This window comes from Pseudomonas sp. 20-5 (assembly GCF_056782835.1).
The window spans coordinates 3,156,616-3,181,594 of the sequence record NZ_CM165584.1 but is presented as its reverse complement, the minus strand read 5'-3'; the positions used below and the strand labels follow the sequence as shown (position 1 = coordinate 3,181,594).

At 67.4% G+C, this 24,979-nt stretch carries 29 protein-coding genes; 18 read left to right on the top strand and 11 right to left on the bottom strand.

Features of this window, described 5'->3' with window-relative positions:
- The 3 genes from AC1RB9_RS14605 to AC1RB9_RS14595 are packed head-to-tail and all read left to right on the top strand — an operon-like array spanning position 1 to position 1,731.
- Entirely contained in the window at positions 1-1,077 is a 1,077-nt protein-coding gene (locus AC1RB9_RS14605) for a zinc-binding metallopeptidase family protein (protein ID WP_003450652.1), read from the top strand.
- 26 nt (positions 1,078-1,103) lie between these two features.
- Complete coding sequence (locus AC1RB9_RS14600) at positions 1,104-1,454, top strand: YgaP family membrane protein (protein WP_003162794.1); 351 nt, start codon at positions 1,104-1,106, stop codon at positions 1,452-1,454.
- Positions 1,455-1,509: 55 nt separating this feature from the next.
- On the top strand, positions 1,510-1,731 hold the full coding sequence (locus AC1RB9_RS14595; protein WP_003162795.1) for a hypothetical protein: 222 nt from the start codon (positions 1,510-1,512) through the stop codon (positions 1,729-1,731).
- 31 nt (positions 1,732-1,762) lie between these two features.
- Here AC1RB9_RS14595 and AC1RB9_RS14590 read toward each other — a convergent pair whose 3' ends face one another.
- The 3 genes from AC1RB9_RS14590 to AC1RB9_RS14580 form a co-directional block, all read right to left on the bottom strand.
- Positions 1,763-2,071, bottom strand: coding sequence for a hypothetical protein (locus AC1RB9_RS14590; RefSeq protein ID WP_003132124.1), 309 nt, complete (start codon positions 2,069-2,071; stop codon positions 1,763-1,765).
- A gap of 284 nt (positions 2,072-2,355) precedes the next feature.
- On the bottom strand, positions 2,356-2,703 hold the full coding sequence (locus tag AC1RB9_RS14585; RefSeq protein ID WP_003162796.1) for a hypothetical protein: 348 nt from the start codon (positions 2,701-2,703) through the stop codon (positions 2,356-2,358).
- 12 nt (positions 2,704-2,715) lie between these two features.
- On the bottom strand, positions 2,716-3,306 hold the full coding sequence (locus AC1RB9_RS14580) for an NAD(P)-dependent oxidoreductase (RefSeq protein ID WP_003088985.1): 591 nt from the start codon (positions 3,304-3,306) through the stop codon (positions 2,716-2,718).
- A gap of 229 nt (positions 3,307-3,535) precedes the next feature.
- Here AC1RB9_RS14580 and AC1RB9_RS14575 point away from each other — a divergent pair, with 229 nt between their 5' ends.
- The gene (locus tag AC1RB9_RS14575; RefSeq protein WP_003162797.1) at positions 3,536-5,488 is read left to right on the top strand and encodes a hybrid sensor histidine kinase/response regulator; all 1,953 of its coding nucleotides are present in this window, start codon (positions 3,536-3,538) and stop codon (positions 5,486-5,488) included.
- Positions 5,489-5,491: 3 nt separating this feature from the next.
- Here AC1RB9_RS14575 and AC1RB9_RS14570 read toward each other — a convergent pair whose 3' ends face one another.
- Positions 5,492-6,100 (bottom strand): Yip1 family protein, encoded by a 609-nt coding sequence (locus tag AC1RB9_RS14570; protein WP_003110768.1) that lies wholly within the window; start codon positions 6,098-6,100, stop codon positions 5,492-5,494.
- 161 nt (positions 6,101-6,261) lie between these two features.
- Between AC1RB9_RS14570 and AC1RB9_RS14565 the strand changes: the two genes are divergently transcribed.
- Positions 6,262-6,492: a hypothetical protein gene (locus tag AC1RB9_RS14565; protein ID WP_003450653.1), complete on the top strand. Its 231-nt coding sequence runs from the start codon at positions 6,262-6,264 to the stop codon at positions 6,490-6,492.
- On the opposite strand, the gene AC1RB9_RS14560 is transcribed toward AC1RB9_RS14565, so the two are convergent.
- Both AC1RB9_RS14560 and AC1RB9_RS14555 read right to left on the bottom strand, forming a co-directional pair.
- Positions 6,476-7,426 carry a methyltransferase gene (locus AC1RB9_RS14560; protein ID WP_003162798.1) on the bottom strand — a complete coding sequence of 317 codons (951 nt, stop codon included), beginning with the start codon at positions 7,424-7,426 and terminating at the stop codon, positions 6,476-6,478. The genes AC1RB9_RS14565 and AC1RB9_RS14560 overlap by 17 nt on opposite strands.
- Positions 7,410-8,786, bottom strand: coding sequence for an iron-containing redox enzyme family protein (locus tag AC1RB9_RS14555; RefSeq protein WP_003450654.1), 1,377 nt, complete (start codon positions 8,784-8,786; stop codon positions 7,410-7,412). Before AC1RB9_RS14555 ends, AC1RB9_RS14560 begins: the two co-directional genes overlap by 17 nt.
- Before the next feature lie 185 nt (positions 8,787-8,971).
- Between AC1RB9_RS14555 and AC1RB9_RS14550 the strand changes: the two genes are divergently transcribed.
- The 3 genes from AC1RB9_RS14550 to AC1RB9_RS14540 all read left to right on the top strand — a co-directional run bounded on the left by AC1RB9_RS14550 (position 8,972) and on the right by AC1RB9_RS14540 (position 11,347).
- Entirely contained in the window at positions 8,972-10,186 is a 1,215-nt protein-coding gene (locus AC1RB9_RS14550) for a carboxylate-amine ligase (RefSeq protein ID WP_003162800.1), read from the top strand.
- Between the two features lie 27 nt (positions 10,187-10,213).
- Complete coding sequence (locus AC1RB9_RS14545; RefSeq protein ID WP_003089012.1) at positions 10,214-10,636, top strand: low affinity iron permease family protein; 423 nt, start codon at positions 10,214-10,216, stop codon at positions 10,634-10,636.
- A 156-nt stretch (positions 10,637-10,792) separates the two neighbouring features.
- Positions 10,793-11,347: a ClpP family protease gene (locus tag AC1RB9_RS14540; RefSeq protein ID WP_003089015.1), complete on the top strand. Its 555-nt coding sequence runs from the start codon at positions 10,793-10,795 to the stop codon at positions 11,345-11,347.
- Positions 11,348-11,452: 105 nt separating this feature from the next.
- Here AC1RB9_RS14540 and exoY read toward each other — a convergent pair whose 3' ends face one another.
- Complete coding sequence (gene exoY / locus AC1RB9_RS14535) at positions 11,453-12,589, bottom strand: type III secretion system adenylate cyclase effector ExoY (RefSeq protein WP_003158710.1); 1,137 nt, start codon at positions 12,587-12,589, stop codon at positions 11,453-11,455.
- Positions 12,590-12,817: 228 nt separating this feature from the next.
- Between exoY and AC1RB9_RS14530 the strand changes: the two genes are divergently transcribed.
- Positions 12,818-13,231, top strand: coding sequence for a CBS domain-containing protein (locus tag AC1RB9_RS14530; protein ID WP_003113682.1), 414 nt, complete (start codon positions 12,818-12,820; stop codon positions 13,229-13,231).
- Here the strand turns inward: AC1RB9_RS14530 and AC1RB9_RS14525 are convergent.
- A complete protein-coding gene (locus AC1RB9_RS14525) occupies positions 13,191-13,457 on the bottom strand; it encodes an alpha-amylase family glycosyl hydrolase (protein ID WP_003162802.1) in 267 nt (88 codons plus the stop codon). The genes AC1RB9_RS14530 and AC1RB9_RS14525 overlap by 41 nt on opposite strands.
- 197 nt (positions 13,458-13,654) lie before the next feature.
- Between AC1RB9_RS14525 and hcnA the strand changes: the two genes are divergently transcribed.
- The 9 genes from hcnA to AC1RB9_RS14480 all read left to right on the top strand — a co-directional run bounded on the left by hcnA (position 13,655) and on the right by AC1RB9_RS14480 (position 22,436).
- On the top strand, positions 13,655-13,969 hold the full coding sequence (gene hcnA, locus AC1RB9_RS14520; protein WP_003113684.1) for a cyanide-forming glycine dehydrogenase subunit HcnA: 315 nt from the start codon (positions 13,655-13,657) through the stop codon (positions 13,967-13,969).
- Entirely contained in the window at positions 13,966-15,360 is a 1,395-nt protein-coding gene (gene hcnB, locus AC1RB9_RS14515; RefSeq protein WP_003116968.1) for a cyanide-forming glycine dehydrogenase subunit HcnB, read from the top strand. The genes hcnA and hcnB overlap by 4 nt, the downstream gene beginning before the upstream one ends.
- A gap of 2 nt (positions 15,361-15,362) precedes the next feature.
- Entirely contained in the window at positions 15,363-16,616 is a 1,254-nt protein-coding gene (gene hcnC / locus AC1RB9_RS14510; RefSeq protein ID WP_003113686.1) for a cyanide-forming glycine dehydrogenase subunit HcnC, read from the top strand.
- Positions 16,617-16,769: 153 nt separating this feature from the next.
- Positions 16,770-17,354 (top strand): TetR/AcrR family transcriptional regulator, encoded by a 585-nt coding sequence (locus AC1RB9_RS14505; protein WP_003113688.1) that lies wholly within the window; start codon positions 16,770-16,772, stop codon positions 17,352-17,354.
- Positions 17,355-17,484: 130 nt separating this feature from the next.
- Positions 17,485-18,522: an NADP-dependent oxidoreductase gene (locus AC1RB9_RS14500; RefSeq protein WP_003113689.1), complete on the top strand. Its 1,038-nt coding sequence runs from the start codon at positions 17,485-17,487 to the stop codon at positions 18,520-18,522.
- Positions 18,519-18,863, top strand: coding sequence for a putative quinol monooxygenase (locus AC1RB9_RS14495; RefSeq protein WP_003162804.1), 345 nt, complete (start codon positions 18,519-18,521; stop codon positions 18,861-18,863). Before AC1RB9_RS14500 ends, AC1RB9_RS14495 begins: the two co-directional genes overlap by 4 nt.
- A gap of 5 nt (positions 18,864-18,868) precedes the next feature.
- The gene (locus tag AC1RB9_RS14490; RefSeq protein WP_003113691.1) at positions 18,869-19,744 is read left to right on the top strand and encodes an NAD(P)-dependent oxidoreductase; all 876 of its coding nucleotides are present in this window, start codon (positions 18,869-18,871) and stop codon (positions 19,742-19,744) included.
- Positions 19,745-19,831: 87 nt separating this feature from the next.
- The gene (locus tag AC1RB9_RS14485; protein ID WP_003162805.1) at positions 19,832-21,427 is read left to right on the top strand and encodes an EAL domain-containing protein; all 1,596 of its coding nucleotides are present in this window, start codon (positions 19,832-19,834) and stop codon (positions 21,425-21,427) included.
- A gap of 124 nt (positions 21,428-21,551) precedes the next feature.
- Positions 21,552-22,436, top strand: coding sequence for a DUF1911 domain-containing protein (locus AC1RB9_RS14480; RefSeq protein ID WP_003113693.1), 885 nt, complete (start codon positions 21,552-21,554; stop codon positions 22,434-22,436).
- A 15-nt stretch (positions 22,437-22,451) separates the two neighbouring features.
- On the opposite strand, the gene AC1RB9_RS14475 is transcribed toward AC1RB9_RS14480, so the two are convergent.
- The 3 genes from AC1RB9_RS14475 to AC1RB9_RS14465 form a co-directional block, all read right to left on the bottom strand.
- Positions 22,452-23,129: an amino acid ABC transporter permease gene (locus AC1RB9_RS14475; RefSeq protein WP_003113694.1), complete on the bottom strand. Its 678-nt coding sequence runs from the start codon at positions 23,127-23,129 to the stop codon at positions 22,452-22,454.
- Position 23,130: 1 nt separating this feature from the next.
- A complete protein-coding gene (locus tag AC1RB9_RS14470; RefSeq protein ID WP_003162806.1) occupies positions 23,131-23,847 on the bottom strand; it encodes an amino acid ABC transporter permease in 717 nt (238 codons plus the stop codon).
- 80 nt (positions 23,848-23,927) lie between these two features.
- A complete protein-coding gene (locus tag AC1RB9_RS14465; protein WP_003089047.1) occupies positions 23,928-24,734 on the bottom strand; it encodes an ABC transporter substrate-binding protein in 807 nt (268 codons plus the stop codon).
- Positions 24,735-24,979: the final 245 nt, after the last annotated feature.

Below are 24,979 nucleotides of genomic sequence, written 5' to 3'. Positions count from 1 at the left end.
ATGCGCGAAGAAGACCGCGCCTTGCTCGAGGAACTCCTGCTGGCACGTGGCCCCGGTGGCCAGGAAGACGAGGTCAGGGCCATCTGCCAGCGGGAACTCGAGGGCTGTTGCGACGAGGTCGGCAGCGATGCCGCCGGCAACCTGGTCGCGCGCATCAGCCCGCCGCACCTGCCGCGCGAGCAGGCGCGGCGGGCCGCGGTGCGGCTGCTCGCGCACCTCGACGAGATCGCCATGATCGTCAAGCGCGTCGAGGCCGACGGTACCCTGCGCGTAGTGGCGCTCGGCGGCGCCCAGCCGGTGAGCTTCGGCGTCTGTCCGGTACAGATCCTGGCCGGCGAGGCGGTACTCGACGGCGTGCTGTCCTACGGCAGCATGCATGCTACCGGCGAGTCGCCGCAGGGCTCCGACGTGCTCTCGGGCGCGGTGCACTGGCGCGACGTACACGTGGTCACCCGGCGCAGCGCCGAGGAACTGGCGAATCTGGGCGTGCGACCGGGTACCCGCGTGGTGCTCAACCGTCTGTGGCGGCGCCCGTTGTACTTCCAGGATTGCGTCGCCGCGCACTTCCTCGACGACCGCGCACCGCTGCTCGCCGTGCTCGGCGTGGCTCGCGAGATCGCCCGGCGCCGCGACGAGTTGCACGGCGACCTCTACCTGGTGCTCACCACCATGGAGGAGGAGAGTAACGCCGGCGCGCTGTTCGCCGCGCGCCGACTGCCGGGCGACATCAGCATCGCGGTGGAAGTCGGCCCAACGGTAGCCGAATACGGCACCCGGCTGTGCCGCGACCCGATCGTCAACAGCGGCGACTCCAAGGGTTATTACAGCCGCCATATCACCGACCGCCTGTTGCGGGCCGCCGAACGCTGCCAGTACCAGCCGCAGGCGGCGCTGCTGGTGGACTTCGCCTCGGACGCCAGCGCGCTGCTGAGCCACGGCGAGGCCGCGCAGGTCGGCTGCATCGGCATTCCGACCGAGAACACCCACGGTTTCGAGATCGTCCTGGAAGAGGGCATCGAGGCTTGCCGGCGGACGCTGGTCGAGTTCCTCGTGCAACCGCCGGACGACGAAGCCTGACCGATAACCGAAGCAAGGAGAATTCCATGAACGAATACGTGCCGACTTCGACGGCCAATGGCCTGCCGCACAACCTGCAGCGCGGCGAGCGACTCGCTTCCATCGGCGCCGGACTGGTCCTGGCCGGCTTCGGCCTGGCCCGCGGTGGCTTGCCCGGCGCCTGCAAGGCGGTCGCCGGCGGCCTGCTGGTCAGCCGCGGGTTGAGTGGGCATTGCCATGTCAAGGGCCTGCTCAATGAACCGCGGGAAGAGTTGCAGTTGCTGCGCGAAGAGGTGCAGCACCTGACCCGCCGCCTGCAGCGCCTGCAGGAGCGCCAGCGCGACGACTCGCGGCAGGACGCTGCGCTGGACGCCGAGCTGCCGCCGAACCTGCCGTGATAGCCATGGGCCCTGCGCCTGGCGCAGGGCCCATCGAAGAGAGGAGGGCGAGACGATGGCCAGCCAGCTGTTCCTGATCAGCTACATCCTCGACGACCAGCCGATGACCTGCGAATTGCACAGCAAGGCGGAAACCCTCAGCCGCGAGGAGGCCCGCCGCCACTTGGAGGCACTGCATCGACCGCACGACGCCGAGGCGATCAGCGATATCCAGGTCAGCAAGGTGGAACGTACCCATGAACCGGGCACCACGCCGGGACACTACCAGCAGCCCTGACGGCGGGAGGGAAAAAGAAGGGGGGAGGGGCTCAGCCGGTGCCGGTCTGGAGTTCCGCCTCGAACTCGCCGAAGCGCCTGATTTCCTCGCGCAGGTTGAGGATGAAGGCGCTGAGGTCGCTGAAGCTGCTGCTCTTCAGGAAGTCACTGTTGGGCACGATGTAGAGCGCGCCGTGGGGACCACCCACGCGGCAACTGATGGTCACCGTGAAGTCGGGGTTCAGTTGGCACTGGCAGTCGTGGTCGCGCAGTTCCTCCTCGAGGATCTTCTTCAGGTACAGGTAGGAAAGGTTCATCTGGCCAGCTCTCCCCGGTTTGCGCAACGCAAGAAAAAAATCCACTCCGTCCCTGGAGCGGGATTAGCCTGAATCAGAGAGAAACCGTCGATACGTGCCAACGGTACGGATAACTATAGGTGCCGCGAGGCCGAAATGCCGGCAACATCCAGAATCTGCGGGATAAGCTGCATCCCGCATGGCGCGCGGGATGCAGAATGCAAGAGATCGTGCAGAACGCTGATACCGGAATGCAATCATCGCGGGTGAAAAGCCCGTTCGGCACTCCTTATAAGCATCTGGAAAATTCGCAACGCCATCGGGTTATATGTGTTTTCTCGATATCTCCGCTACGAACCTCGCCGATTCACCGGCGAAGAAGCCGATCTTTTTTGCCGGGTTTCCCGCATCGCCCGCCGCAATCCCCTTGCCACCCCGTAACCGAGCAGGCAGCCGAGCAGGGTAGCGCCGACCTGCAAGACCAACCCCAGGGCATTGGCCAGGCTCGGCGAGCGTGCGAGTACGCCGGCTTCGGGCCAGAACGCCAGCCATACCGCGACGAAGGCGAGCACCAGGTCGTACCAGGCGCCGCTGACCCCGCCCGGGCGGTAGCCGCGAACGAAAACGATGAAGGCGCTGAAGGCCAGGGCCAGCAGCAAGGTGCCGAAGGTCTGGCTGAGGGTATCGGGGCCGGACATGGCGGGTTCTCCTCAGGGCGCCAGGCGCAGGCACTGGCGCTTGTGCAGGCCGAGACGGACTTCGTCGAGCAGCGCTTCGGCGCAGGCGAATACCCTGGCGGCCTCCACTTCCGCGACGTCGCCGGCGCGGCTGAAATCGTCGATGCGCAGGCCGGCGGGCAGGCTCGGGACCTCCACCAGCGTCCAGTCCAGGCCGCTGACCGTGAGGCTGCGCTCGAGCCCGGCACCCAGTTGCTCCTCGCCGGCGTCGCGCGGCGCCACCAGCCATTGCCAATGGCCAAGCAGGAACAGGCGCGGTACCTCGGCGCGCAGGGCGCCATCGATCAGCGCGGCGCAGATCGGCGGCAAGGCTTCGGCGGCGTAGTCGGACAACGGCGCGAACAGCAGGTCGAGACCGGCAGCCGCCTGGCTGACCTCGATCGACGACGCCAGGCTGGCTGGCTTGCAGCGCAGCCCGGGGCGCGCCTGCAGGCTGTTGAGATCGGCTTGCAAGGCGCTGACTTCGATCTGTCGCTGCAAGGCGGCGGCGATCAGCGCCTGGCTCAGGCTGTCGTGGGGATGGAATATCCCCAGCTTCAGGGTTGCGGTTTCCAGATTGCGCATGGGAACTCCGGGGTCGGTGCGGTGGAAAGGAGATGTCCCTACCTGCATATCGAAAGCCATACTCCGCACAAGGTTCCGGCGAATGGAATTCGCCGGCCGCGCCGGGGTCTTCCGAAAGGTCGGCCAAGTTCCTGGGGCGAGCCAGCGAGCGGCCGGAAGACGTTCTTCGTACTACCTTGCTGGGTGTGCCTTGCAGCCCGGGTCGAGCAGCCGACGAGTGAACACGTCCATGAAAACCACAAGAAAACCGAAAGTCCCCTTGAACCAGGCCACGCGCAACCGCCTGCTCGACGAAGCGGTCGACGACTACGCGATCCACACGCTGGACAGCGCTGGCCGTATCGCCAGCTGGAGCGCCGGCGCGGCGCGCCTGTTCGGCCACGACGCGAGCGAGATCCTCGGCCGCGACTACGCCTGCTTTCATACCCGCAAGGACCGCGACGCCGGCGTTCCGCAACAGGCGCTGCGCCAGGCGGATGCCGAGGGCCGCTTCGAGACCGAGGGCTGGCGGGTGCGCAGCAACGGCAAGCGCTTCTGGGCGCAGGTGGTGATCGACGCCATCCGCGACAGCCAGGGCCAGTTGCTCGGCTTCGCCCAGCTGATCCACGACCTCAGCGAAGGGCGCGCGGCCAAGGAGGCGCTGCGGCGCAGCCAGGAGCAGTTCCGCCTGCTGGTGCAGAGCGTTACCGACTACGCCATCTACATGCTCGACCACCGCGGGCGGATCACCAACTGGAACCTCGGCGCCCAGCGGATCAAGGGCTACCTGCCGGAAGAGGTGATCGGCCGGCACTTCTCCTGCTTCTACACCCCCGAAGACCGCGAGGCCGGCGAACCGGCCCGCGGCCTGGCCGCCGCCGAACGCGAAGGGCGTTTCGAGAAGGAGGGCTGGCGGGTGCGCAAGGACGGCAGTCGCTTCTGGGCCAACGTGGTGATCGATCCGATCCGCGACAGCGATGGCCGGCTGATCGGCTTCGCCAAGGTAACCCGTGACATCACCCACCGGATCGAAGCCGAACGCGAACTGGAACGGGCCCGCCAGGAGCTGTTCCAGGCCCAGAAGATGGAGTCCCTGGGGCACCTCACCGGCGGCGTGGCCCACGACTTCAACAACCTGCTGACGGTGATCATCGGCAGCCTCGGGCTGCTGAAGAAACGCCTGCCCGGCGACCAGCGCACCGCCGACCTCTTGCAGAACGCCCTGGAGGCCGCCCAGCGCGGCGCCAACCTGACCCAGCGGATGCTTTCCTTCGCCCGCAAGCAGCGTCTCGATCCGCAGCCCTGCGCGATCCCCGACCTGCTGCGCGGGATGACCGACCTGCTGATCCATTCCCTGGGACCGAGCGTATCGATCGAGACGCGCTTTCCCCTGGATCTCGACCTCGGCCTGACCGACGCCAACCAGCTCGAACTGTCCATCATCAACCTTGCCACCAACGCCCGCGACGCCATGCCCAACGGCGGGCGCATCGTCTTTTCCGCGAGTAACCAGCGGGTGCCGGCGGACAATCCCCATCGCCTCGCACCGGGCAACTATATCTGCCTGAGCATCAGCGACACCGGCAGCGGCATGGACGAGGAAACCCTGCGCCGTGCGGTGGAACCCTTCTACACCACCAAGGGGGTGGGGCGTGGCACCGGGCTGGGCCTGTCGATCGTCGACGGCCTCGCCGAGCAGCTCGGCGGCCGGCTCACCCTGGAGAGCCAGCCGGGCGTCGGCACCACCGCGAACATCTGGATACCCGCCGTCCCGCGAACCCCGGAAAGCGCCCGTACGGGCAATGGCGCGACGCCGCAGGCGCCCAGCGAAAGCGAGCGGGTGCGCTTGTCCTGTCGAGTACTGGTGGTGGACGACGACCCGCTGGTGTTGAACAACACCGCGGCGATGCTGGAGGACCTCGGTTGCTCGGTACTCAAGGCCGACTCCGGCAGCCTGGCCCTGGAGATTCTCACGGCGACGCCGGAGCTGGACATCCTCCTGACCGACCAGGCGATGCCACGGATGAACGGCAGCCAGTTGGTGGAGCGGGTCATGGCCCAGGGCCGGCCGCTGAAGATGGCCCTGGCCACCGGCTTCGCGGAAAAGATCGAAGGCGCGGCGGCACAGTTGCCCAAGCTGGCCAAGCCCTTCGGCCAGGAAGAGTTGTACCTGTTCCTGACCGGCACGCTGAAGGCCGGCTGAGCCTCAGCGCAGGTACTCGCCGCTGCCGGCCAGGCTTTGCCCCCAGAACTCGATGAAGATGAAGGCGGTGGTCAGCAGGGTCAGGAAGCCGACGCCGAGGATGCAGAAGGCGTAGAACAATGTCTGCCGCTCCTGCATGCGCATGAACAGCGGCAGGCCGGTGAACAGCAGGCGTACCGAGTAGGCGCAGGCAGCCGCCGCGGCCAGCAGCAGGAGGACCCGCCAGGGCACCAGGGCGACGATCCCGGCGAGCATCAAGGGCACGGCGATCGCCGTGGTGAAGGTCAGGCTGCCCGGTACGCTGGGGCGCGACGGCGTGCGGAACAGCACCCAGCGTACGAAGAAGCCCATGATCACCACGCCGGCGACGAAGCCCAGGTAACACATCGTCGCCAGCAGCAGGGCGCTGCCGCTGGAGAGGTGTTGCACGCTGTCGTTGCCCGGCAGCGACCAGCCGACCTGGGTCGTGCCGATGAACAGGCAGGCCGCCGGCAGCAGCGGCAACAGCAACAGCGGAACGAGGAAGGCGAAAGGGTGATGGTCGTAGTCCTGGCGCAGACGAGGCCAGGCATTGGTGGGACTGATCAGTAGCCGAGCCATTTCGCGGGTCATGACGGGCACCTCTTTTCTGTGGCGTTCAGGAGTCTGGACCGGCCCGGCGCGAGGGGGTTCAGGTGGCGTGCCGGGCGGTCCGCGACCACCCATCCAGGGCCTTGAACCGGAAGACGCGGGGAGCGCCGAAAGACAAACGTCCCTGTCTTCCGGAGGAGCCCATGACCACCTACGAAATCCAGCACATGCGCGGCTGGCAGTGTTTCGCCCGCACCGTGCGCGCCGCCAGCCGGGCCGAGGCGGAACGCCTGTGCCTGCCCTGGGAGTGGGTGGATGGCGAGGTCCTCGCGGTGATTCCGGCCGAGGCCGAGGTGGCCGAGCGCTGGCAGCGCCTGAACGAGGATCTGGTGGGGAGCCTGGAAGGCCTGGAGCGCCTCAGGCGGGGCGAGTGACCCGCAGGCCGACCACGGCGATCCGCTCGGCTTCGCGGTAGGCGGGGCTGTCCAATTCTTCGGCGAACACGTCCGGGTCCAGTTCCTGGTAGTCCCACTCCCACTCCCGAGACGCCAGGCGTTCGCGGATGCGGGCGAGGAACGGATCGCCGCCTTCGACCATCGCCACCCCGGTATACAGCAGCAGGCTGCCGCCGGCTTCCAGGCGCTCGAGGGCGGCATCGACGATTGCCAGCGAGAGCCCGGCGCCGAGCATCCCGCCACCATGCCGGTAGGCGCGCTCCGAGGCATCCAGGAGATAGGGCGGGTTGGCCACGATCAGGTCGAAGCGACCGGGCGCCTGGCTCAGCAGGTCGCTACGCGCCAGGGTCAGGTTACCGACCCCGGCCAGCGCCGCGTTGACCCGTGCCAGGTCGAGCGCCGCCGGATTGATATCCAGCCCGTGTACTTCGGCGTCCGGGCAGGCCATGGCGATGCGGATCGCGCCGGGGCCGGCGCCGCAGCCGACATCCGCCGCACGGCGGATGCGTGCCGGATCGGACGATGCCAGGTGGCTGCGGATCAGCCGGTCGAAGCGGTAGGTGTCGGGGCCGAAGAACACCGCGTCGGCGGCCAGGGTAGGGAAGGCCGAATGGACGAACAGTTGCTCGCCGAGGCTGGAGACGCGCACCTGGCTGCGCCAGCCGTCCGCCTCGCGGCGGATCAGGTCGGCGCCGGCAAGAAGGGTCAGCCAGTCGGCCGGCAGGCTTTCCCCGGCGAATGCCCGGCTCCAGCCGAAGATGCCGGCCAGGTCCCGGGCCATGCGGTTTTCCGGGCGGGCGTTGACGCGCTCATGGGTAGCCGGGGTGACGGTGACGAAACGGTAGTCCTGGCCTCGCAACCAGTTGCCGAGGCTGACCAGGACGTCCAGGCGCGGATCATTCAGGCTGGGCATGGGCGGCCCTCCAGCGCTGGCTGAACATCCGCGTGGCAAGGAGACCGGCGGGTCCGTGGTGGCGGTGCGGGGCCATCAGTTCGAGAAGGCGTGCGACGCCCTGCTCGGGGGATAGCCGCAGCAGCTCGCGTCGCAGCGCGACCTGCTCGGCGTCCACGTCGCTGCCCGCCGTCGCCGGCTCCGCCAGCGGCGCAAGCGGGTCCCTGTCCGCCGGAGCGGGGGCTTGCCAGTCGCCAGCGATCCAGTCGTACAGCAACTGCCGCTCGTAGGGAGTGAAGACTCCGAACATCGCCGCCCGGTCGCCCTCGATCAGGTTCCAGAAACGGCTGCCGCGCGGATCGGCATGGCGCCGGATCCAGCCCTCTTCCTCCAGGCAGGCGAGAAACGCCGGGAACCGCCCGGGCACCGCCAGCCACTGGTTCACCGTGCGCCCGCCGATCCGGCAACGATCCGAATGCATCCCGGCGGCGTAGGGGCGCTTGCGCTCGAACATGGCCAGCAATTCTTCCTCGAGATCGAAGCCGTCGATTACCTGCGTAGTGCTCAGGCCGACCTCGTTCAGGCGGTAGCCGTTCCTCACCCGTTCGAGGAAGGCCGCGCGCCCGCCAAGCTGCGGCAGGTTGTCGTAGAGCGCGCGCAGGGCCTTGCGCGCATGCCCGCTGGCGGCGTTGTCGATGGTCACGTGCAACTGGAAGTAGTAGGGGTCGAAGCCCAGCTCGCGCAGCTCCTGAGTGGTGATCAACAGGTGCAGCGGCGGTTGCTCGTAGCCGAGGTTGTAGCCGATCACTTCGGGCAGGTAGTCCGCGGCGAGGTGGCCGAGGGCGAGTTGCTGGGTGCCCTGCAGGTAGTGGAGGTCGCTGAGGCCTTCGACTTCCTCGCTGCCGATGCTGGCCAGCAGGCGCCGGTAGAGCAGGACGTGGTTGCGTGCCGGGACGCCGTCGCCGAGTTCTTCGAGGAAGGTCTCCAGCAGCGGCCGCAGGCGTTCCTCGCCATGATGCGGCAACAGCCCATAGAGCCAGGCGCCGTCGACCAGCTTGGTCGGGGCCACGCTGCGAATGAAGTGCATCGCCTGGGAGGGAACCTGGAAGTAGCGTCGCCCTTCGCCGCGCCGACGTGCCCGGAGGTATTCGGCATGCGCCTCGGCGGTGCGCCGGGCCCCGGCGTCGAGCCAGGCCGGCCAATCGGCGGGGTCCTCCGGCAGGTCGTCGTCATGGGTGGCGGCCAGGCTCAATTGCTGGTCGAGGAACTCGCCGGCGGCTTCGAGGTGCTCGCGGGGCTCGTCGAGCAGGGCGTGGTACAGGTCGCGGACCCTGGGCGAAGGGCTTGCACTGGAGGCAGGGAGGGGCGAAGACAGGCTCATGTCGCGTTCCTTGTCGTGGGTTTGCGGGGGCGGCCGGGGCGACCACACATATGGGTGCGAGTGACACCAGGGGAAAAAGGTTTCACTGGCAGGATCGGCGGCGCACCGGGGAACCTCACGGCGGAAAAAACGAACCTCGACGGCACTCCGGCGTCTTCCCGAGACAATCCCCGGGAGCTGCGCCGATGACCCACGACCTGGCCGCCAGCGGCCTTCGCTTCGGCATCGAGGAAGAATTCTTCCTGCTCGATGCCTCCGACCTGGACATCGTCCGCTCCGCCCCCGCCGGATTCGTCGCGGCCTGCCGTGACACGCTCGGCGAGCATTTCGCCGAGGAGATGTTCGAATGCCAGGTCGAGGTGGCCAGCCCGGTGTTCTCCACCCTGGCCGAGGCCGCGCGCTTCCACGGTCAGGCCCGGCAACGCCTGGCGCATCTGGCCATGGACTTCGGCCTGCGCTCGCTCTGCGTCGGCACCCATCCCTTCGCCGACTGGCGGCGGGCGCGAAGCAACCCGGCGGCGCACTTCGCCCGCCTGTTCGAGGACCAGGGGCGGGTGGCCCGGCGCAGCCTGGTCTGCGGCCTGCACGTGCATGTGGAGATACCGCCGAGCCACGACCGCATGGCTGTGCTCCAGCGCGTGTTGCCGTGGCTGCCGCTGCTGCTGGCGTTGAGCGCATCCTCGCCGTTCCGCGGCGGCCGGCGCAGCGGCCTGGCGAGCTATCGACGGGCACTCTGCGGCGAATGGCCGAGGATGAACATTCCTCCTGCCTTGCCCGACGAGGACGCCTATCGCCGCCACCTGGCGCTGCTGCGCGAGACCGGCTGCATCCGCGAGGATGGCCAGGTCTGGTGGATGATCCGGCCGTCATCCCATGTGCCGACCCTGGAGCTGCGTATCTGCGACGCCTGCCCGCGCCTGGCCGACGCGCTGAGCCTGGCCGGGCTGTTCAGGGCGCTGGTGGGCGAAGCGCTGGGCGCGGAGCCGCGTGCGTTGCCGGTCGCGCGCGACGCCTGCCTGGAGGAAAACTACTGGCAGGCGCTGCGTTACGGTTGCGCCGGCCGCTATCTCGTCGAAGGCCGCTGCGTAGGTGCCGGAGACTGGCTGGAAATGGCCTGGCGACAGTGCCGGCCGCAGGCCCGCCAGGGCAACGAATGGGCCTACGAGCATGCCCGTGGATTGCTCGGAGAGACCTCCGCCAGTCGCCAGTTGCAGCGCTACCAGACACTGCGCGCAGCGGGCCAGGAACGGCATGTGGCGCTGCGCCGGCTGGTGGAAGAACTGCTGGAGGAGAATCTCCAGCCGGCCTTGGCCGGTCCGGCCGGCAAGCGCGCCAACGAAGGCGGCCGGTCATTCCGTCCGGCCGCTGGAGCACCGATGCCAATCCGTGGTCAGGAGTAGGGAGAACGTCACAGGGGGTTCGCCACCATGAGCTTTTCCCGATTCGCCCAACGCCTGTCCAACTGGAGCGGCCGGCCGCCGACCTTCGTCATCGCCCTCGGATTGATCCTGGCATGGGCGATCAGCGGGCCGTTCTTCGACTTCAACGATACCTGGCAACTGGTGATCAATACCTCGACCACCATCGTTACCTTCCTCATGGTCTTCCTCATCCAGAACACTCAGAACCGCGATACCGATGCGCTGCACATCAAGATCGACGAACTGCTGCGCAGCACCCGGCGCGCCCACAACGCGCTGCTCGGACTCGACGACCTGGACGCCGACACCTTGCGCGAACTGCGTGAGCGCTACCAGCGGATGGGTGAGCGGGATGGAGATACGCCGCAGGGCGTAGCCAGCGAAGAAGCCCGCGAATGCGCCTGCGAGGAACGACAGCGCGACGCCTGAAGCCTCCCTGCGTAAGGCAGCCGCGTACTCATCGTGCCTGGTTCCTGGCCGGCACTGCCATTCGTCGCGCCGATGGCTCGCGGCGCAGGCGCGACAATCCTCTGTAGGGAAACCCGTGCAGACCGTCGAGGAACCGATACGGAAAGAGAGGCGAGCATGTCCAAGCAGCACATCATCCATTTCACCGGGCCGATCAATTCGTCCACCTGCGGCAATCTGATCAACACTTGCGCCAAGGTCCTGCAACAGGAGGCCGAGGAGTTGCGGATCAACATCGCCACCATGGGCGGGGAATGCAGCTACGGCTTTACCCTGTACAACTTCCTGCGCGCGCTGCCGGTGCCGATACATACCCACAACCTGGGTACCGTCGAGTCGATGGGCAACATCCTGTTCCTCGCCGGCGAGCGACGCAGCGCCAGTGCCCACAGCAAGTTCCTGTTCCATCCTTTCCACTGGACCCTGCATGGCGCGGTGGACCATGCGCGGATGGCGGAATATGCGATGAGCCTCGACTACGACCTGGAGCTTTACGCCCGGATCGTCGCCGAGAACACCCGTGATGCGCCGGAACGCCTGGACATCCCGAGCTACCTGATGGCCTATCCGCGCATCCTCGGTCCGGAAGACGCCCTGGCTTGCGGACTGATCCATACGGTGGACGATTCGCCTATACCCGCTTCCGCCTGCCAGTGGAGTATCCATTCCTAGCTTCCCCGCGCCGCCCAGCATATTCCGGCAAGCGGAAGGCCTTGGACAGGCGGCAGGATGCCCATGCCGCCGGGGAAAGCGGGCTTTGCCAACGACCTTCGCGCATCAGACCTTACGTTGGAAAAAGTCGAGCGCCTCCTGGAAGCTGGGCCGCAGCGGCACGTTCCAGTCGGGATGGGCGGTGAAGTGATAGCCGTTGCCCTTGATGCACTCGACCAGCAAGGAAAAGCTCTTCCGATCCGCCACCACGCAGACCTCGTCGAAGCGAACGGACTCTTCTCCGAGCCGATGCTCCATGGCCCGGGGAAGGTAGAAGGTGGCCGGGAAGTTGTCACCCATATGGGAGCCTGGGTTGCCCGCATCGTCGCTGTGGTGAAACATCTCCCTGTGCTCCCCCCGGCCCAGGCAGTCATTGAGGGCGTCCACCAGTTGCCGCGTGCGCGGAGTGATGTTTCCCCTGGCCATATCCTCCCTGCCATAGAATCCGTCCTCGCTCAGGGGATCCTTTGCACCGAGGGGGGTGTATCTGACCGCGGTATTCCTTCTTGCATCGAGACCACCACTGCCATGCGCCTCGATCGAGGGCGCTACCAGGAAGAGGTCATAATCGGCGGTCATCGCCAGCCCGCAAGCCGGGCTGGCCAGTACCTGCACCGCTTCCGACCGCCCCAGGCGGCTGATCCTGTAGAGACCGTCCGGCTCCTGGCGGGCTTCGAACTCATAGCGTTTGCCGCTGGGGCCCTGCGCGGTCAGGAGGCGAACCGGCCCGACACCGTCTGCCACCAGGCCGAAATTCCGCACCAGCTCCGCAAGGCGTTGCCGAGAGATCCGCAGGTCGGTCTGGGTATAGGCTCCGCCATCCATTCCCTTCGCCACAGCCAGGTTCAGCTTGCGTATTTCCGCCGTGTCGCGGTCTTCCCGCTTGCTGAGATGCTGGTCGACACAGATGAACCCCGCCTGCGGACCCCAGTTCGAGCTTTTCCCCTTCACCGAGAAGCCCTTGGTCGGGAAACCCTCTTCGATCAGCGTGGTGACGATTCTTTCAACCGGGCGAATGCCAAAGACGGTATTCGTCTGCCTGGCCACCGCCTGCATGCGCAAGGCATGTTCGACGGGAACCCCCACCCCCTGCGCATCGAACAGGTCCTGTAGAGCCCGTGCCTGCATATCCGCAGGGCGCAGTAGCGGTCCGGGCTGTGCCGTTGCGTTAGAAACCACCTGACGATGACCGTCGATACGCATGGTTCGTTTTCCCGCATATGCCAAAGAAGGAGTCGAGAATAAGAATCCGGGCAGCGGCGAGATATCAGAAAACGCGGGCAAATTTTTTGTTTTCCGCACGCTGCCCGCGCGAGCGCTAGGTAGATGGCTGCGACGCCGGGAAGAAACTTCGAACTCCCCGTATGCGGGCGATTCACAAGCAGGGAGAGCCGCGCCGAAAACGGCGCGCCGGAAGAAGGAGACAGAACGATGAAAGTCCGGGAAATCATGAGTCGCGAAGTACGTACCGTCACCCCCCAGACCACCCTCGGCGAGGCGGCGCTGCTGATGCGCCAAGCCGATATCGGCGCCTTGCTGGTCAACGAGGGCGAGCGCCTGACCGGCGTGGTCACCGACCGCGACCTGGCGGTGCGCGGCCTCGCCGATGGACTCGGAGCCGACCGCCCGGTGCGCGAGGTGATGAGCGGTGAACTGCGCTACTGCTTCGAGGACGAGGAAGTGGACCATGTGACGAAGAACATGGCGCAACTGGAGAAGCGCCGCTTGCCGGTAATGGATCGCAACAAGCGCCTGGTAGGCATCGTCTCGCTGGCCAACATCGCGACCTGCAACACCGACAAGCTCAGCGCCAACCTCTTGCGCGGCGTGGCCCGCGCGCACTGAGTCGGACATGACGGAACGACGGGTGGTGGCGATCTGCGGCGGCAGCGCCGGGGTCGGGCGAGCGATACACCGGTGACGGCCAGAGGGCGTCGCCGCCAAGGCGGCGCAGATGGTCCGGGCGCGCGACCAGGCCGGGCAGGTCACCGTCGCTGTCGGTGAACGAACGCGGGTAGACCTGGTAGATCACCGCGCGTTTCCACCAGGGCGGCTGGAAGGATTGCAGCATGGGGCCTCCACGGGTGAGCCGGCTTTGCTGCTTGGCACCCTGGGGTAGGCGCGGGTTCGACTTTTCCGCGCGAACGCCTGCACCCCACCTACCAGAATTGGCAGGGGAAGATACCCACCTGTCATGGATCAATGTCCGCGCCCGGCCCGACTCCTAGTGTCGCCGGCTCCCGACTCTCTCTCACGGATGAAAGGGCAATGCACCTTCTTGAACGTCAACACGATATCCAGCCCCTCTCGCGGGCAGACATGACCATCCACCTCAATGGCCAGCCCGTCGCGGCGGCTGCCGGTGAGACCGTGCTCAACGTGCTCAATGCCGTGGGCCTGCGCCGGCTCGCGCGCAACGACCATGGCCAGGCCAGCGGCGCCTTCTGCGGCATGGGCGTATGCCACTGCTGCCTGGTCGCCATCGACGGCCGGCCCAAGCGCCGCGCCTGCCAGACCGTCGTCCGGCCGGGCATGCGGGTGGAAACCGAAAGCAACCGCTTCGACCAGGAGGAACGGCCATGAACCTGCGCCCGGTGATCGTCGGCGGCGGCTCGGCCGGCATGGCCGCAGCCATCGAGCTGGCCAGGCGCGGGGTCCCCTGCGTCCTCTTCGACGAGGCCTCGCGTCCCGGCGGGGTGGTCTATCGCGGCCCCTTGCGGGCCGGCGTCGATCCGGCCTACCTCGGCGCGCGCTACACCCGGATGCTGGAAAAACTGCGGCGCGATTTCTCCGCCTGCGCCGGGCACATCGACCTGCGCCTGAACAGCCGCGTGGTCGGTGGCGACGGCCAGCACCTGATGGTCCTCGACGAGGCGGAACGGCTGCACGAGGTGGAGTATTCGCACCTGCTCCTGGCCACCGGCTGCCATGAGCGCAGCGTGCCGTTCCCCGGCTGGACCCTGCCCGGGGTGATGCTCCTCGGCGGCCTGCAATTGCAGATCAAGAGCGGCGTGGTGAAGCCCCTGGGCGATACCCTGATCGCCGGCAGCGGCCCGCTGCTGCCACTGGTGGCCTGCCAGCTGCATGCGGCCGGGGTACGTGTCGCCGGGGTCTACGAGGCCTGCGCGTTCGGCCGCATGGCCAGGGAAAGCCTGGCGCTGCTGAACAAGCCGCAACTGTTCCTCGACGGCCTGAGCATGCTCGGCTATCTCAAGCTCAACGGCATTCCGCTGCACTATGGCTGGGGCGTGGTGGAGGCCAGCGGCGAGGGGGAACTGACGGAAGTGACGGTAGCGCCCTACGACGAAGAGTGGCGGCCCGACCTGGAAAACGCGCGACCGGTGAAGGCCAGCACCCTGGCGGTCGGCTATGGCTTCATCCCACGCACCCAGCTCAGCCAGCAGTTGGGTCTGGAGCACGGCTTCAGCGACGACGGATACCTGCGCGCGGAATGCAACGTCTGGCAGCAGAGCAGCCAACCGCACATCCACCTGGCCGGCGACATGGCGGGTATCCGCGGCGGCGAGGCGGCGATGATCGGCGGGCGCATCGCGGCCTTGTCGATCCTCCTGCAACGCGAGGCCATCGCGCCCGCCGAGGCCATCGAACGCCGAGAATCCCATCTCGCCCGCCTGGAGGCGATCAAGCGCTTCCGCGCCGGAGTCGAGCGCTACACCCAGCGCGGCGCCCGCCAGGTCGAACTGGCGCGGGCCGATACGGTGATCTGCCGCTGCGAACAGGTCACCCGTGGCGACATCGAGCGCGCGCTCGAACAGGGCGTGCAGGACATCGCCGGGCTGAAGATGCGCACCCGCGCCGGCATGGGCGACTGCCAGGGGCGGATGTGCATCGGCTACTGCAGCGATCGCCTGCGCCGCGCCACCGGACGCCACGACGTCGGCTGGCTGCGGCCGCGTTTCCCGATCGATCCGATCCCGTTTTCCGCATTCCAGAACCTCGGTACGGAAGCCTGAACATGAACAGAACCTATGACATCGTGATTGCCGGCGGCGGCGTGATCGGCGCGTCCTGCGCCTACCAACTGTCCAGGCGCGGCAACCTGCGCATCGCCGTGGTCGACGACAAGCGACCGGGCAACGCCACCCGCGCCTCGGCCGGCGGCCTCTGGGCCATCGGCGAATCGGTGGGACTGGGCTGCGGGGTGATCTTCTTCCGCATGATGTCCTCCCGCAACCGGCGCGAGGCCCAGGGCGCGGCGGTGGCGGTGGACGCGAGCACGCCGCACATCCTGCCGCCGGCGTTCTTCGACCTCGCCCTGCAATCCAACGCGCTGTACCCGGAACTGCACCGAGAACTGATCGAACGCCACGGGATGGACTTCAAGTTCGAGCGCACCGGGCTGAAATACGTGATCCAGGACGACGAGGATCGCCAGTACGCCGAGCACATCGTGGCGCAGATCCCGCATCTGGCCGAGCAGGTGCGCTGGCTGGACCGCGAGGAACTGCGTCGTGCCGAGCCGGCGGTCAGCCACGCGGCCCACGGCGCGCTGGAATTCCTCTGCGACCACCAGGTCAGCCCGTTCCGCCTGGCCGACGCCTACCTGGAGGCGGCGCGCCAGAACGGCGTCGAGCTGTTGCCGGGAACCAACGTCACCGGCGTGCTGCGCCAGGGCCGGCGGATCAGCGGGGTGCGCACGGACAATGCCGGGGTGCTGCATTGCCGGACCCTGATCAACGCCGCCGGCGCCTGGGCCGCGGAACTCAGCGAAATGGCCACCGGCCGGCGCATCCCGGTGAAGCCGGTGAAGGGCCAGATCGTCCTCACCGAGCGCATGCCACGACTGCTGAACGGTTGCCTGACCACCAGCGACTGCTACATGGCGCAGAAGGACAATGGCGAGATCCTGATCGGCAGCACCACCGAGGACAAGGGCTTCGACGTCAGCAACACCTTCCCGGAAATCGCCGGCCTGGTGCAGGGCGCGGTGCGTTGCGTGCCGGAGCTGCAACAGGTCAACCTCAAGCGCACCTGGGCCGGCCTGCGCCCGGGCTCGCCGGACGAACTGCCGATTCTCGGTCCGGTGGCTGAAGTGGAGGGCTACCTGAATGCCTGCGGGCATTTCCGCACCGGCATCCTCACGTCGGCGATCACCGGGGTGCTGCTCGACCGGCTGGTCCACGAAGAGACGCTGCCGCTGGACATCGCGCCGTTCCTCGCCGCGCGCTTCCAGCCGGAGCCTGCCGCCGTGGCGGTCGCGGCCTGCTAGGTCCGCGAGGGGTAAATCCGCGGAGCGGGGCGGGCGCCGGACCGGCGTCCGTTCCGCACGGTTCCCGACAGCGGCGCAGTTGCCGTCGGCGCTATACTCATGGCTTCGAATTATTTCTAGACGACTGGTCTAATTCAAGCTACCGTGCGCCCCATGAAAACCAGCTACGACGACACCCGCCAGCATCTGCTCGATACCGGATACCGGATCATGGCGGTCAAAGGCTTCTCCGGAGTCGGCCTCAACGAAATCCTGCAGAGCGCGGGCGTTCCCAAGGGCTCGTTCTACCATTACTTCAAATCCAAGGAACAGTTCGGCCAGGCCCTGCTGGAGGACTACTTCCGCGTCTACCTGGCGGACATGGACCAACGCTTCTCCGCGCCAGGGCTGAATGCCCGCGAACGACTGATGAGCTACTGGCAGAAGTGGCTGGACAACGCCTGCCCGCCCTGCGACGAGCAGCGCTGCCTGGTGGTCAAGCTCAGCGCCGAGGTCGCGGACCTTTCGGAAAGCATGCGCATCACCCTGCGCGACGGCTCCGACGGGATCATCGAACGCCTGGTCGGCTGCCTCGGGCAGGGCCGCGACGACGGCTCCCTCGCGCCCTGCGATGCCCGGCACATGGCCAGCGCGCTGTACCAGTTGTGGCTCGGCGCGAGCCTGCTGAGCAAGCTGCACCGCAGCCCGGGACCGCTGGAGACAGCCATGCAGACCACCCGCAGCCTGCTGGAAATCTGAGGTACCGCCAGGAAATACCCGCCCCGCAAGAGGCGGGTATTTTTTCGACCCGTCAGTAGTTGACTGGTCTAATTTGCCCGGCGCACGGTATGAGCCGTTCGCCACATTCGTCAGACAGAGGAGTCTGGAAATGTCCCAATCCACGCAGGTCAACCGCCGCATCGTCCTCGCCTCGCGCCCCCACGGCGCCCCGACCCGGGATAACTTCCGCATCGAGCAGGTTCCGCTTCCTGAGCCCGGCGCGGGCCAGGTGCTGCTGCGCACCGTCTACCTGTCGCTCGATCCCTACATGCGCGGACGGATGAGCGACGCGCCGTCCTACGCGCCGCCGGTGGAGCTCGGCGCGGTCATGGTCGGCGGCACGGTCAGCCGGGTGGAAGCCTCGAACCATCCCGGGTTCAAGGTCGGCGACTGGGTGCTCTCGGCCAACGGCTGGCAGGACTACGCGCTATCCGACGGCAGCGGCCTGGCGCGCCTGGGCGAGTCGCCGGAGCATCCGTCCTACGCCCTGGGCCTGCTCGGCATGCCCGGCTTCACCGCCTACATGGGCCTGCTCGACATCGGCAAGCCCCAGGCCGGCGAGACCCTGGTGGTGGCCGCCGCCACCGGGCCGGTCGGCGCCACCGTCGGACAGATCGGCAAGCTCAAGGGCTGCCGAGTGGTCGGCGTCGCCGGCGGTGCGGAAAAATGCCGCCACGCCGTGCAGGTGCTCGGCTTCGATGCCTGCCTCGACCACCATGCCGCGGACTTCGCCGAACGACTGGCCGAGGCCTGCCCGGACGGCATCGACATCTATTACGAGAACGTCGGCGGCAAGGTCTTCGACGCCGTCTTCCCGCTGCTCAACGCCAAGGCCCGGATCCCGGTCTGCGGCATCGTCGCCCACTACAACGACACCGAGCTGCCACCCGGGCCGGACCGCTTGCCGGCGCTGATGGGCACGATCCTGCGCAAGCGCATCAAGGTGCAGGGCTTCATCATCTTCGACGACTACGGCCATCGCTACGATGAATTCCAGCGCGACATGTCGAAGTGGTTCGCCGACGGCCTCATCCAGTACCGCGAAGAGCGGGTCGACGGCCTGGAGAATGCCCCCGAGGCCTTCTTCGGCCTGCTCCAGGGACGCAATTTCGGCAAGCTGGTGGTGCGCGTCGGAGCCGACGCATGAACCAGGCGGTCCGTGTGGTAGCGCTGTTGCAGGCGCGCGAGGGCAGGGCGGCGGAGGTCGAGCGGCTGCTGCTGGCCTGCGTGCAGCCGTCGCGGGCCGAGGACGGCTGCCTGTCCTATATCCTGCACCGGAGCCTCGACGAGGCCGGGCGCTTCGTCTTCGTCGAGCGCTGGGCCGACCGCGACGCCATCGAGCGGCACCGACGGATGCCGCACTACAGGGCGATGGCCGATGCCGTCGCCGATCTCCTGGCGGACCGCCAGGTGTTCCTCCTCGAGGAACTGCCAGCGGCCAGCCTGTCTCCGGTAGATCCGGAACCTACAAGACCCCATGAGGAGTGAAACGGATGAAAGTCGGATTTCTGGGCCTGGGCGGCATGGGCGCCGCCATGGCCACCCGCCTGGTGCAGGCGGGACTCGAAGTGACGGTGTGGAACCGTTCCGCGGCGGCCTGCGAGCCCCTGGTGGCGCTGGGCGCTGCCAGGGCGGAGGAGGTCGGCGAGCTGTTCGGCCTCGACGTGGTCATCAGCATGCTGGCGGACGACCAGGCGATTCGCGGCGTGCTGCTCGACAGCGGCGCGCTCGAACGGGCGAGGCCGGGTCTCATCCACCTGAGCATGTCGACCCTGTCGCTCGATTGCGTCGAGGCGCTCGACCAGGCGCACCAGCGCCAGGGCCTCGCGTTCGTCGCCGCGCCGGTGTTCGGCCGCACCGACGTGGCGGAGGCCGGCAAGCTGAACATCGTCGTCGGCGGTCCGGAGGAAGCCATCGAGCAAGTCAAGGCGCTGCTGGAAATTATGGGACAGAAGACATGGTTTTTCGGAAAAGACCCGCGCGGGGCAATGGCGGTGAAGATCTCTGGTAACTTCATGATCGCCAGCGCCATCGAAAGCATGGGCGAAAGCGTCGCCCTGGTGAAGCGCCTGGGCGTCGAGCCCGGCCGGTTCATGGAGCTCATGTCCTCGACGCTTTTCGATGCGCCTGTCTATCGCAACTACGGCCCGCAGATCGTCGAGCAGCGTTTCACCCCGGCCAGGTTCCGCCTGGTCCTCGGGTTGAAGGATGTCGATCTGGCGCTGTCCGCCGGCAAGCGCCACAACGTGCCGCTGCCGCTGGCCAGCCTGTTGCACGACGTGTTGCTCGAAGCCATCGCCCATGGCGACGGGGAATCGGACTGGACGGCGCTGGCGAAGGTAGCGTTGTCACGATCGGGACAAATCTGAAAAGGTTCTGCGCACGGCCCGGCAGGGCCCGTGAAGCTGTTCGGCAATCTGGCGTGCTTTCCATGGATTCATTAGGCGGAAGAAGGTATGTCCGAGCGTGGAACGGCTGCAGAAGGCCGGATCAACTGGCGACGCATCCTGCCGATACTGCTCACCACCACCCTGGTGGGCGGTGTCTGTGGGGTCTTCGTCATCAACGAACTGGATCGCCAGCACGACGGCGCGCACCTGCGCTCGTACACCGAGAGGGCGCTGGAGCGGGCACTGGAGATTTCCTCCGCGGCGGACCAGATGCTCCGCGAGATGAACGCCGGCAGCGCGCCGGCCTGCAGCGACCAGGACCTGGAAATGCTGCGTTCCATCGTGCTCGAGTCGCGCTTCATGAGCGACGTTGGCAGGATCAGCGGCGACCGGGTCATGTGCACGGGCGTCCGGGGCCGGCTGCGCGCGCCCTGGGGATTGTCCGCGCCCGACCGGGTAGATGCCGCCGGCACCCGCTTCTGGACAGAGGGCATGCCCCTGCCGTTGCAGGCGCTGCCCACCGGGCTGGTCAGTCGCGGCAACGCCGTCGTATTCATTGCCCCGCACGCCTATTTCGATGTCGACCACCCGGCCCCGGGCATCTCGGCGGCGGCGGTCAGCAGTGGCGGCGACTACATCTACCACCGTTTCGCCTGGGACGACGACCAGCCCCTCGAGGCGCTCGGCCGGCCCGGCTGGCCGCGCTTCATCGGCGCCCGGCAGATAAGCCTGTGCGACCCGACGCAGGACATCTGCGTGGTCTCCCTTCTCCGTGAACGCGGCCTGCTTGGCACCGAGCCCGGACGCGCGGCCATGGCCGCGGCGATCGGCGGCGGGCTGTTGTTCGGCGTCATGCTGCTGCTCAGCTACCTGTTCGGCTTCCTCAACGACGAAAAACTGCCGGTCAGGCTGCTGCGCGCGTTGAAGCGCGAGGCCCTGGAGGTGCACTACCAGCCCATCGTGCGCCTGGCCAGCGGCCGCTGCGCCGGGGTCGAGGCCCTGGCGCGCTGGACCGATAGCAGCCTGGGACGGGTTTCCCCGGATGTCTTCATCGGCGCCCTGGAGGAGAGCGGCGACATCGAACTGCTGACCCGTTTCGTCTTCCGCCGCGCCCTGAAGCAGCTCGGGCCGTTGCTGAGGGAGCAGCGGAGCTTCTACGTCAGCGTCAACGTCACCGGCAAGGACATCGCCGACCCCGGTTTCATCGATTTCGCCATGCGCCAGATGGCCAGGGAAAGCGTGCGCCCGGAACAGGTCGCGCTGGAACTGACCGAGCGCACCACCGAGGCCCAGGGCTGCCTGCTGGCCGGGATGAACCGCCTGCGCGAACTCGGCCTGAAGATCTACGTGGACGATTTCGGCACCGGTCATTCGAACCTGGTCTACCTGGCCAACCTGCCGGTAGACGCGATCAAGATCGACAAGGTCTTCACTCAGTCCATCGGCGACAGCAGCGCCGTCGAACTGATCTTCGACAAGCTCTGCTCGATGGCCGAGCACCTGGAGATCGGCGTGGTCGTCGAAGGGATCGAGACACAGGCCCAGGCCGACCACGTGCTGCGCCGCTCGCCCGAGGCCCTCGGCCAGGGCTGGCATTTCGGCAAGGCACTGCCGCTGGAGGCCTTCCTCGGCTACTACCGGAACCAGCCGGCGGGCCGCTAGAACAGACCTTCCGCGGGGCACCACGCTGCGCTAGCATCGGCCCTCCATACCGGATGCGGCCTGGACGGCCGCACTCCGGATCGCACGGAACGGCCGGAAACGGCCGCGATCACCACAGGCCGCCATGCACGCATTCCCCCTCACCCTGGACAACCGACTCGCCGAAGCCCTGCCGCTATGGCGCAACCTGGCCCGCACCGACCGGGCGCCGCGAAGGAACATCGACCTCGCCGACTGGAAAGCCGACTGGCGCGAACTGATCGCCGCGCTCGACAGGTTTTCCCGGAGCCACGGCTATCGCCAGCCGTTCGCCGCGCAAGGGCACGCAGCCCTGGAAAACGCCTGGGCCTGGGGCCAGGCCGCGGAAAACGCCAGTACGCTGCTGCTCAAGGCCATCGACCGGGGCCTGGCCGGCGCCGAACTGCGCTCCATCTACCTGGAGACCGCCGCGCTGTGGCTGGACTACAGCCGGCTGCTCGGCGCCGCCCGCGACAGCCTGCGCGAGCAGGGCGAGGTCGACTTCGAGACGGCGCCGGCCCTGGCGCCGCGCACAGGCCAGTATCCGTTCGCGCTGCAACTGCTCGCCATGGGCGTGCTGCTCGATGCCCAGGAGCTCATCCCGGCGCTGGTCGAGGAGGTCCTGCAGTTCGATACCGACCGCCTGCTCGACTATCTCGGCGCGGCCGCCCTCGGCCTGACTTCCGCCAGCGAGGAAACCTTCCATCCACGGCCGTTCGGGCAGTTGCGGGCGTTCTTCGAAGAGGCGGACGGCAGCGACGCCCAGGCGCTGGCGCCTTACCTGCAAAGCCAGTACCGGGAGTTCTTCCAGCTTTCCCCCAAGGCGCAGAAGAAGACCCGCCGCCTGACCGGCCCCTACGCCTGGGGCTGGTGGGCCATGGAGGTGTCGGCGCTGGGCGTGCTCTACGGCTGGGACGATGGCGTCCTGCGCGCCTCGCCGCATTACCTCGGCGACCTGGTCGACTACGCGCGGGCGCGCGGCGACGCCTGAGCCACCGGCCGACGCTCAGGCCCGCCGGCGGCGGGCGAGGAAAGCGGCGGCCAGGTCGAGGCTGGTGCAGAGCAGGAAGTAGAGCAGGGCGACGAACAGGAAGATCTCCGTCGGGTGGACCATCACCCGGTTGCTCACCTGGGTGGCGACGAAGGACAGCTCGCCGACGCCGATCACGTAGGCCAGGGAAGTGTCCTTGATCAGCGACACCCACTGGTTGAGGAAGGATGGCAGCATCACCGGCAGCGCCTGCGGCAGGATCACCAGGCGCAATACCTGCCACGGCCGCAGTCCGAGCGCGCGGGCGGCCGCCCACTGCCCGGCGGGGAGGCTGTGGATGCCGGCGTACACCGAGTGGGCGAGGTAGGCGCCGCCGATCAGCGACAGCGCGCAGACCACGGTGGCCAGCGCCGGTACGTCGACATGGAAGACGATCGGCAGCAGGAAGTAGGTCCAGAAGATCAGCATCAGCACCGGGATCGCGCGGAAGAAGCCGAGCAGCGCCACCAGCAGCAGGCGCGGCTTGCCGGGCAGCACCGCGAGGGCCACGCCGAGGACCAGGCCGAGCACCGCCGAAGCCAGTCCGGAGAGCGACGCCAGCAGCAGGGTCAGCGCCGCTCCGCCGAGCGGGCCGTCCGGGTAGGCGCCGAGCAGCAGGTAGGACAGGTTGTCCGAGATGACCGAGAAATCCATCTCAGGCACCTCCCTGGCGGTAGCGGCGGGTCTGCTGCAACGCCTGGCCGAAGGCTTCGATCAGGGCGATGGCGCCGATGTAGAGAAGGGTGGCGATGCCGAAGGCCTGGAAGGTCTTGAAGGTCTCGGTTTCCACCTGGCGCGAAGCGTAGGACAGCTCGGCCAGGCCGATGGCCATCGCCAGCGAGGAGTTCTTCAGCGCATTCATGTACTGCCCGAGCAGCGGCGGCAGAGCCGTGCGCAGGGCCTGCGGCAGCACCACCACGCGCCATACCTGGCGCTGGGTCAGCCCCAGGGCGAGGCCGGCGGCGCGCTGCTCGGGGCGTACCGAGGCGATGCCGGCGCGGAACTCCTCGGCGACGAAAGCCGAGGTATAGAGGGTCAGCCCCCAGGCACCGGCGAGGAACTCGAAGGACGGCCAGTCGAGCAAGGGCGTCTCGTGCGGCGTGTTCAGCCAGCTCACCAGCGCCTCCGGCAGCAGCGCGGGAACGCCGAAGTACCAGAAGAACAGCTGCACCAGCAGCGGGGTATTGCGGAACAGCGCCAGGTAGGCGCGCGCCGGCCAGGACAGCAGGTGCCGGCGCGACAGCCGGGCGATGGCCAGGGGGGCGCCGATCAGGGTGGCGAGCAGGCAACTGAGCAGGGCAAGACCGAGGGTCAGCAGGAAGCCGTCGAGCAACCAGCGCAGGTACTGCGGGGCGAGAAGTTCGCCGAACATGTGCGGGATTCCGTCGGGTAGAACGAAAAACGCGCCTCAGCGAAGTGAGGCGCGCGGGTCGTGCGGGCGAAGCGGGCCGCTCAGCTCTTGTCGCCGATCTTGTACAGGCGCGCCAGCGGGGTCTTGGTCTGCGGACCGAACCAGGTGTCGTAGATCTTCTGCGCCTGGCCGTCCTGCTCCAGCTCGCGCAGGCTCTTGTCGACGAACTCGGTCAGGGCCTTCTCGCCCTTGGGAATACCGACGCCGATCAGGTCGTTGGAAATGGTGAAGGGCGGCACTTCGTACTTGTCGCGGTCGGGCACGTTGGCCAGCAGGCCGATCAGCTTCGGACCGTCCTGGGTGATGGCCTGGACCTGGCCGTTGCGCAGGGCGGTGAAAGCGAAGGGCGTGTCGTCGTAGGCGATGACCTTGGCGCCGGGGAACTTCTCGCGCAGCACGCCTTCGTTGACCGTGCCCTTGTCCACGCCGACCCGCCACTTGTTGAGGACTTCCGGCGAGGTCAGGGTGCCTTTCTTGACGATGAACTGCTGGCCGGAGGAGAAGTAGGGGATGCTGAAGTCCACCTGCTGCGCACGCTCCGGGGTGATGGTGAAGTTGGCCAGGACCAGGTCGACCTTGTTCGCCGTCAGCAGCGGGATGCGGTTGGCCGGGTTGGTCGGCAGCACTTGCAGCCGGACGCCCAGCTTGTCGGCCAGGGCCTTGGCATAGTCGACGTCGAGGCCTTCGATCTGCTTGCTCTTGGCGTCGACGAAACCGAACGGCGGGTTGCTGTCGAAGGACGCGACGCGCAATACGCCGGCCTTGCGGATGTCCTCCAGGCGGTCGGCCTGGGCCAGGCCGGAGATCAGGGCGAGGGCGAGGGCGGTGATGGCGGGGAGTTTCTTCATGAAAGTTCCAGCTCCTTGTCGGCCGCGATCGACGATCAGGGCCTTGCAATGTGGGGCGGACATTCCGGATGGGAATGCCGCCATGTCGGCGCGGGGGTATCCCGTGGCGAAGGGAGTTTGGCAGGGGCCAAGGGTCGGGAGAAAAGAATGAATCGATCTATCTTATTTCCAGACGAAATAAGAGGTATGAAAACAAGGATTCAAGGAAATAAAAAACGATAGCGTAACGCCATTGTCCGCAGGGC